Annotated in this window: 2 rRNA genes; both read left to right on the top strand. The window is 40.3% G+C overall.

From position 1 onward, the window contains the following. Nucleotides 1–121: 121 nt before the first annotated feature. A 5S ribosomal RNA gene (rrf, locus tag CWB85_RS21795) occupies nucleotides 122–236 on the top strand. 62 nt (nucleotides 237–298) lie between these two features. Next, nucleotides 299–409: ribosomal RNA gene (rrf, locus tag CWB85_RS21790) — 5S ribosomal RNA — on the top strand; the annotation flags it as partial.

Here is a 409-nt window from a genome sequence, read left to right as displayed (position 1 = left end):
GTCAACTAAAGTAGATTTACTGGCAGCTGTAAGCGATAAGCTTTAAGTTGTAAGAAGACAATTATCAGATTTTCCAGATTTTAATTAATTGGCTCGTAAGAGCGGATTAATACCAAATTTGCTTGGTGACAATAGCGTTTTGGACCCACCTGACCCCATGCCGAACTCAGTAGTGAAACGAAACAGCGCCGATGATAGTGTAGCATTTGCTATGTGAAAGTAGGTCATCGCCAGGCTCCAAATTTAGTTGAAGAACTTTAACCTTAAAAATTAGAATAAGAAAATTGAAAAGAATTTTCTTGGTGACAATAGCGTTTTGGACCCACCTGACCCCATGCCGAACTCAGTAGTGAAACGAAACAGCGCCGATGATAGTGTAGCATTTGCTATGTGAAAGTAGGTCATCGCC

The sequence above is a fragment of the Pseudoalteromonas sp. S1727 genome, assembly GCF_005886375.1.
Classification (GTDB): Bacteria; Pseudomonadota; Gammaproteobacteria; order Enterobacterales; family Alteromonadaceae; genus Pseudoalteromonas; species Pseudoalteromonas haloplanktis.
The sequence above is the reverse complement of the archived record's forward strand: the minus strand, read 5'-3'. Positions and strand labels throughout refer to the sequence as shown.